Here is a 6,372-nt window from a genome sequence, read left to right as displayed (position 1 = left end):
AAGGCCGACACTCCCTATGAATTTCCGACCAGCTCAAATCACGGCGCGTCAGGAGAAGACACTCAGCCGCCCGCGACTGCTCGGAATGGCAATCAACGGGAAGCATCACAGGTTGGAAACAACCAGGGCGACGACGCGCGCACAACGGTGAAAAACAAGCTCTCGGACATGCAGGATACCGTCGCCAAGAACTATAGACTTGCGACGGAGACGACTGACGACTTCGTGCATGACAACCCTTGGAAGTCGATCACGATCGCTGCGCTCGGAGGCGTGATCATTGGCATGCTGATTTCGCGGTAGGCAGATGCGAACTGCGCAAAGCCATGGCGGGCGACTTCTCGCCCGTCATGGCAGCAGAGCGCGCCGCTGACGGCCCGGCACTCGGGCCGGACGAGCCGGCCAAAGTAATCCGCCACTGCTGAGGGCGCCGCCGGGACGCCGTCGTTATAGGACGAAACGTTCGCTCTTCTGTGCTCCGCTGCGTTCTGCTGGGGATGGACGCTGTCAACACTCAATGGCCCGTCTCCACCAGGCCACGTCGAAGACGGGCCTGGAGCTTTACTGTTTTATTTTGCCGGTCGCCTTTCCATTTGCATCCGTCCCCGAAGCGCCATCGGGCGACATGCCCTTTTCACGTTGCTGCATCAGTGTCGGGGCGCCTGGGGTGCTTGCCCCGCTCGAAGCGCTGTCGGCCCCTTGATTCTTTGTGACGCCGTTCTGAGTCGTTGGTGACGCAGCTTTCTGCGTGGTCTGCGCGAAGGCGCTCGTGCTTGCCGCTACAAGGAGGACGCTTAACAGAGCTGAGATGCGATTCATGGCTTTCTCCCGAGCCTCACAGGGCTTCTCTCATTCTTGAACTAATCGATTACGGTGCGATGGAGCCGCGGTCACGATCCACCGCCTCATCGGCGGCGTCCTTCGCATCCTCTTCAGCGTTGCCGACTTGTTTTCTTGCCTCGCCAGCAACTTGCTGTGCGTCGCCCTTCGCTTCCTGTGCGGGATCGTCCGTCATCTTGCCAACGCCCTCGTTGATCTTGCCCTTCACCTTCTCTCCGACACCTTTCACCTGATCTTCATTCATGGCCGTGCTCCTGACGCACTTGCGCATCGCAAGCGCACATAACGACGCAAAAAAGATGCCTTGAAATAAGGGCCGTCTATAGTGAGACCAGGAGGCGCGAAATGTCGCAATCGTTCGAGATCAAGCTGGAACGTCAGTCCGGCGGCTGGGTTTGGGCAGCGTTTCTATCGAGCCCGGAAGATGGGACGACCTTCATGGTGGGACAATGTTCTGAAGCATTCGCTACAGAGGAAATGGCGCGCCACGACGCAGAGCGGCTATTGAATGACCTCTACGGCGGATCTATGGCGGACGGGCAAGAGGCCTAGGGGCATGGCCGTTGCTCTATTCAGACCATGACCTATTCGAAGACCGTCATGGTTGCGATGCCTGGATTATGGACCGATCGCCTGTTCGACCGCGTGTTGCCGCCGGTCATCGTGCTCATTATCGACGATGATATGGCCGGCGCGCAGGCGCTCGCCGCGGTCCTGTTTATTGAAGGTTTTCGGACGACGATCGTGGAGAGTGGCCCGGCTGCCTTCAGAATGCCGCTCGCCACAACGCCTCATGTCGTGATCCTTGACATGGAGATGCCCGCGTGCGATGGATTCGCGGTGGCTTCAGCCATGCGAGAGTCCAGCCGCTTTGCGAACACACCGATCATCGCCCATACCTCGCTCGCGGAAGCGGAGGTAGAGGAACGTGGCAGGCAGGCGCAAATCGATGCTTTCTGCCGCAAGGGCCTTTCGATCCGTCCGCTGCTCGATCTCATCGAACATGTCGCACCTGTTTAACTTCGCGGGCGCGTCAATGGCTCATCCGCTGGAGCGCGCGCTGGGCCGCCTCGCTCTGAACGCTCCGACGGTGTTGATGATGTTGAATTGGCGCCCCGCCATCTCACTGTATCGCGACGCTGGACCGGTTACGCGGCGCGATTTGTATCGGCGCTTCGCAAAACCGGATCGGCGGCTCTGCGATAGGTTTGCTCGCCTGCAACGCATCGCTTGCTGCGATTTTGGTGCCTTCTTTGCCCGTCGGGAACCGGTGATCGGTGAAAGCACGTCGGCCGGAAGTCTGGTTAACTTCATAGACACCGGTCAAGGCTGCGACAGCACGCGAGCGGCAACCGCTTTGGTGGACACGAGTTTCGCGTTGAAAAGAAAAAGCCCGCTCGATTGAGTGGGCTGAATCCATATCGGTGGACATGGAGGAGACAGGGTCAGTCTAAACCCTTATCGCCCGATTGCAAGGCCGAACTGGCAACCGCTCGCCCTCCTCGCTCGCCTTCCTCTTTCGCCTGCTCCAGGCGCAGGGCTTGCGCCTCTGCCGACGGGAGGTGCCGTCATGAAAGCGACCGCATTCTTGGAACAAGCCAAACGAGAAGCGCAACTCGTTGATGCGCTTCTCGTTGCGCGCTATGCGCTTGTCATCCATGACGGCATGACGCTGCTGGGCGATGACGAACCGCCAACGCGGTGGCGAGTCAGTTTTAAGTCTGAGCTTCAGCGCGTCGATGCGGCGCTCCGGAGGGCGGGCATCGACACGCAGCAACCGCTTCGCCCGCCGATGCTCGATGGGCGCGACGGCGATCGTGACCATGATCGCGAGGGCGACGGCGTGCCACCGCCACCGTACGCGGGCGACGAGTGACATGGGGCGGTGGAATGGTTCGCGCGCGACGCGCGTACGCCCTCCCGAGACCGCGCCAGGCGAAATGCCGGCCCTCATCGAGCCACAACTGGCCACATTGGTGGAGCGACACCCTGCGAAGGGAGATTGGTCCTACGAGATCAAGTTCGACGGCTACCGCATGCTCGCGCGCATCGAGTTGGGCGACGTCAGGCTGATCACGCGCAATGGACACGATTGGACCGAGCGCATGCCGCGACTGCGAGACGCATTGGCGGGCCTGTCAGTCAATAGTGCCTGGATTGACGGGGAGGCAGTGGTCCTCGATGCCAGCGGCAAGCCCGACTTCAATGCCCTACAAAACGCGTTCGACCGGCGCAGTACGGCAGACATCGTTCTATATGTCTTCGACCTGTTGTGGGTGAACGGCAGTGACATCCGCGAGCAGCCGCTCCGGTCGCGCCGAGCCTTGCTTCACGAGTTAATGCGAAGCGTCGCGAGCCCCCTCCTTCGCTACTCCGACGATTTCGCCGAGGACCCGGCGTCGCTCATAGCATCGGCGTGCAAGATCAAACTCGAAGGCATCATCGGCAAGCGCGCCGATGCGCCGTACCGCTCAGGACGTTCAAACGACTGGGTCAAGCTTAAATGCAATCTCAGGCAAGAGTTCGTGATTGGCGGCTTCTCGCGTGTGAAGGGCGCCAAGACGGGCGTGCGCTCGTTGTTGCTGGGCGTCTATGAACAAGACGGCGCGCTCAGGTACGCGGGCCATGTTGCGCCTCATCTAACGCCCTCGCGCAGTGCTGCGTTCAGCAAGCGCGTTCAAGCCTTGCTTCAGCCTCAGCCCGCCTTCTACAACGCGCCTCAGCCGGAGCTCGATCGCGAGTTCCATTGGCTCGCCCCCGACATCGTCGCGGAAGTGTCCTTCCTGGAGTGGACCCCCAACGGAGAAATCCGGCATCCCGTGTTTCATGCCCTGCGCGAAGACAAGCCTGCACGGGCGGTCACGGAAGAAAAGGTCGTTGACGATCCAGAAGTACGGCATGTCGGTTCGACGCGCGAACGACCTGGTCCGCGCGGCACGGTCATCATGGGCGACATCAAGATCAGCAACCCACAGCGCGTGATGGATCTGGACTCAGGACGCATCAAGCTTGACATCGTGCGCTACTACGACGCGATCGCGGAGTGGGCGCTGCCCTACCTGCACGCCCGGCCGCTTGCGCTCGTACGTGCGCCTGAAGGGATTGCGGGGGAACTATTTTTCCAGAAGCACTCCGAGCGTGCGCGCATACCTGGCGTGGAAGAGTTGCCCGTCAGTGTGTATCCGGGACACAAGCCGCTGCTGGTTGCTAATACCGCCGACGCGCTGGTCGGGCTCGCTCAGATGAGCGTCATCGAAATCCACTCATGGAACGGCGTGGCGCCCGATCTGGAACATCCCGATCGCGTCATCTTCGACCTCGATCCCGATCCCGCCTTGCCTTGGTCAGCGATGTTGGAAGCCGCATCACTTGTCAAAGTCGTCCTGGACGAGCTCGGCCTGCGCTCATTTGCGAAGACCAGCGGCGGCAAGGGTTTTCACATCGTCGTGCCGCTCATCCGCAGGCAGGGATGGGAGGAGGTCAAGCTTTTCTCACAAGCGGTCGCACAGCACATGACGCGCGTCGTGCCGCAGCGATTTTCAGCCGTGCTGGGCCCGAAAAATCGCGTTGGCAAAATCTTCATCGACTATCTGCGCAATGGTCGAAGCGCCAGCACGGTGGCCGCGTTTTCAGTGCGCGCCCGCCCGGGCATGGCGGTATCGATGCCGATATCGTGGGAGGAGTTGACGGACGTAAAAAGCGGTGATCAGTGGACGATGGCGCAGGCCATCTACCGACAACGCACGCTCGCAGCGGACCCATGGGAAGGGTACTGGCGCACGCGGCAAGGCATCACTGCCGCGATGCGCCGCGCGGTCGGCATGAAGCGCTAGCCAGGCTGCACTTCATGCCGGCCCGTCAGACACATTCAGATCCTAGCCATGTCACCCGCGCGCCTCGGTGCCCTTCAGTTCACCGTGCTTGTGTGAGTGCGTCGCCGCATATTTGAGTTCGAAGTGGGCGCCTTTGCCGCTTCTCGTCGGAGGAAAATGTTCGCCCTCGACACACGTGACTTCAAACGTATCCTTGCCATCGTCATGAACGACGGAATAGATGCCGGACACCTTGACGATGTCACCGGGCTTATACGAGTTGTCGCCTGCCATCGTTGTACCTCCTCAGTAAAGAACAAAATCAGCTGAGCAAGGCGTGTTCCGAGCGGTGTTTGGCAAGCGACTGTCGCTGTCCACGATTTATGCGGCGAGTCGATGCTCGTAGTAAGGCCGGTCTCGATCCTCGAGAATCGCATCGAGTGCGGCGAGGTCGGACGCCTGCGGATTCAGCCAGGCATCGACGTTCTCACGCTTGATCGGGACGATGCAGCGATCGTGCCCTGCTGCCTCAACCTCGGCAGGCGGTTCATCGGTGATGGCGGCAAACGAGAGGAGATCCGGCTGACCGGGCGCCATCCACTTCGACCAGAGACACGCGACCATTAGCAGCTGACCGTTGTTGGGCCGAAACTCCAGGACGACATTTTCGCCAGGCGCCTGCGGTCCGTCATGGGTCTCGAACAGCGTGTTCTCGCACTTGGCTCGCATGACGTTCTCGTAGAAAACGTCGACCAGCAACAACCCGTGCGTGTAGCCAAAACACGGCTTCCAAAACTTTTCCAGGCTATCGCGTCGCGCGTTGTACGTGCCGGGGTACTTGACATCGTAGTTCGCAGGCTTCCCCGCGATACGACATTGATAGCGCATGGGCTTGACGACGTACTGCCCGTCTTCGACGACGAGCACGGGCGCATAGTAGCCGGGAAAGATGCGTGAGTCCCGCGGCTCTTGCTCGGTTCGACCAAAATCGGCCAAGCGCCGTAACGCCGCATCGATCTTGTCCGTCGCGATGCGCTTGCTTTCAGTCGCTGCTTGGGTCGTCTTCGTTTGCAGCGTGCGTTCAGCGTCGGCCAGCCGCGTTCGCTGCTTGAAAAGTTCCTGCTCGATCTTGGTCGCCTGTTCCGCGTTGTACCGATCAATGAAGGTCTTGATCTGGCGCTCGTCATCGGTCTGAGGCTCAAGGAAGGCGTCTTCCATCGCCTTCGGGATTTTTGCCTTGCTGCCCTCGGCGCGCTCCCAGAACAGTCGCGCGAACTCGCGGATATCCATCTGTGCGCCGAACATCTTCACGTAGCGGCGATAGTCGGCCTGGATTTGCGCTGAGTAACACATGCGTCAGATTCCCCCTTTTTGTAATGGTGCAAGCCAAGGCGCACGACGCCAGAGCGGCTCTTTGCACAGCGCCAGCATCTTCTTGATGACGGGGCAAGAATAGTTTAATTGCATGTCACCCGTGAAGAGCGCCTGGACATTCGGCTGGCGCACCGCGAAGCCGGCGCCTTTCAGGGTCTCGCCTGGCGATTTTGGGGTGCATCGGTCCCGGCGCGTGATGTGCTGGCCATGAGTAGCACCGGCGTATCGAATTCGGCGGAACACAGGTGTTGGAGGACGCTGAGTGGACTCCGAGCGTTGGAACAGATGATGCTTCGACGTGGCTATGTTCCGGCGGAGCCGGATGATGAAAAAACTGCTCGAGATT

10 protein-coding genes and 1 pseudogene are annotated in these 6,372 nt (G+C 60.3%); 6 read left to right on the top strand and 5 right to left on the bottom strand.

From position 1 onward, the window contains the following. Positions 1-303 (top strand): DUF883 family protein (locus tag AWB74_RS46190; protein WP_143749497.1); only part of this gene is annotated, 303 nt, incomplete at its 5' end. Between the two features lie 258 nt (positions 304-561). Here the strand turns inward: AWB74_RS46190 and AWB74_RS46185 are convergent. After that, positions 562-819 carry a hypothetical protein gene (locus AWB74_RS46185; RefSeq protein ID WP_143749496.1) on the bottom strand — a complete coding sequence of 86 codons (258 nt, stop codon included), beginning with the start codon at positions 817-819 and terminating at the stop codon, positions 562-564. 49 nt (positions 820-868) lie between these two features. Continuing rightward, the gene (locus AWB74_RS43050; protein WP_061152595.1) at positions 869-1,084 is read right to left on the bottom strand and encodes a CsbD family protein; all 216 of its coding nucleotides are present in this window, start codon (positions 1,082-1,084) and stop codon (positions 869-871) included. A gap of 101 nt (positions 1,085-1,185) precedes the next feature. Here AWB74_RS43050 and AWB74_RS43045 point away from each other — a divergent pair, with 101 nt between their 5' ends. The 5 genes from AWB74_RS43045 to ligD all read left to right on the top strand — a co-directional run bounded on the left by AWB74_RS43045 (position 1,186) and on the right by ligD (position 4,673). After that, entirely contained in the window at positions 1,186-1,392 is a 207-nt protein-coding gene (locus tag AWB74_RS43045; protein ID WP_061152594.1) for a hypothetical protein, read from the top strand. A gap of 48 nt (positions 1,393-1,440) precedes the next feature. After that, positions 1,441-1,860 carry a response regulator gene (locus AWB74_RS43040; RefSeq protein ID WP_160110400.1) on the top strand — a complete coding sequence of 140 codons (420 nt, stop codon included), beginning with the start codon at positions 1,441-1,443 and terminating at the stop codon, positions 1,858-1,860. After that, positions 1,844-2,245 (top strand): hypothetical protein, encoded by a 402-nt coding sequence (locus AWB74_RS43035; protein ID WP_061152592.1) that lies wholly within the window; start codon positions 1,844-1,846, stop codon positions 2,243-2,245. The genes AWB74_RS43040 and AWB74_RS43035 overlap by 17 nt, the downstream gene beginning before the upstream one ends. A gap of 165 nt (positions 2,246-2,410) precedes the next feature. Beyond that, positions 2,411-2,716, top strand: coding sequence for a hypothetical protein (locus tag AWB74_RS43030; RefSeq protein WP_061152591.1), 306 nt, complete (start codon positions 2,411-2,413; stop codon positions 2,714-2,716). A gap of 1 nt (position 2,717) precedes the next feature. Next, positions 2,718-4,673: a DNA ligase D gene (gene ligD / locus AWB74_RS43025; protein WP_087039561.1), complete on the top strand. Its 1,956-nt coding sequence runs from the start codon at positions 2,718-2,720 to the stop codon at positions 4,671-4,673. A 51-nt stretch (positions 4,674-4,724) separates the two neighbouring features. Here ligD and AWB74_RS43020 read toward each other — a convergent pair whose 3' ends face one another. The 3 genes and pseudogenes from AWB74_RS43020 to AWB74_RS48020 all read right to left on the bottom strand — a co-directional run. Then, entirely contained in the window at positions 4,725-4,946 is a 222-nt protein-coding gene (locus tag AWB74_RS43020) for a hypothetical protein (protein ID WP_061152589.1), read from the bottom strand. Positions 4,947-5,033: 87 nt separating this feature from the next. After that, complete coding sequence (locus AWB74_RS43015) at positions 5,034-6,005, bottom strand: SOS response-associated peptidase family protein (protein ID WP_061152588.1); 972 nt, start codon at positions 6,003-6,005, stop codon at positions 5,034-5,036. Between the two features lie 3 nt (positions 6,006-6,008). Beyond that, a pseudogene (locus AWB74_RS48020) lies at positions 6,009-6,372 on the bottom strand (hypothetical protein); the annotation flags it as partial.

Origin of the sequence: Caballeronia arvi (assembly GCF_001544695.2) — a bacterium.
GTDB classification, from domain to species: Bacteria; Pseudomonadota; Gammaproteobacteria; order Burkholderiales; family Burkholderiaceae; genus Caballeronia; species Caballeronia arvi.
This window is presented reverse-complemented; position numbering and strand designations above follow the sequence as displayed.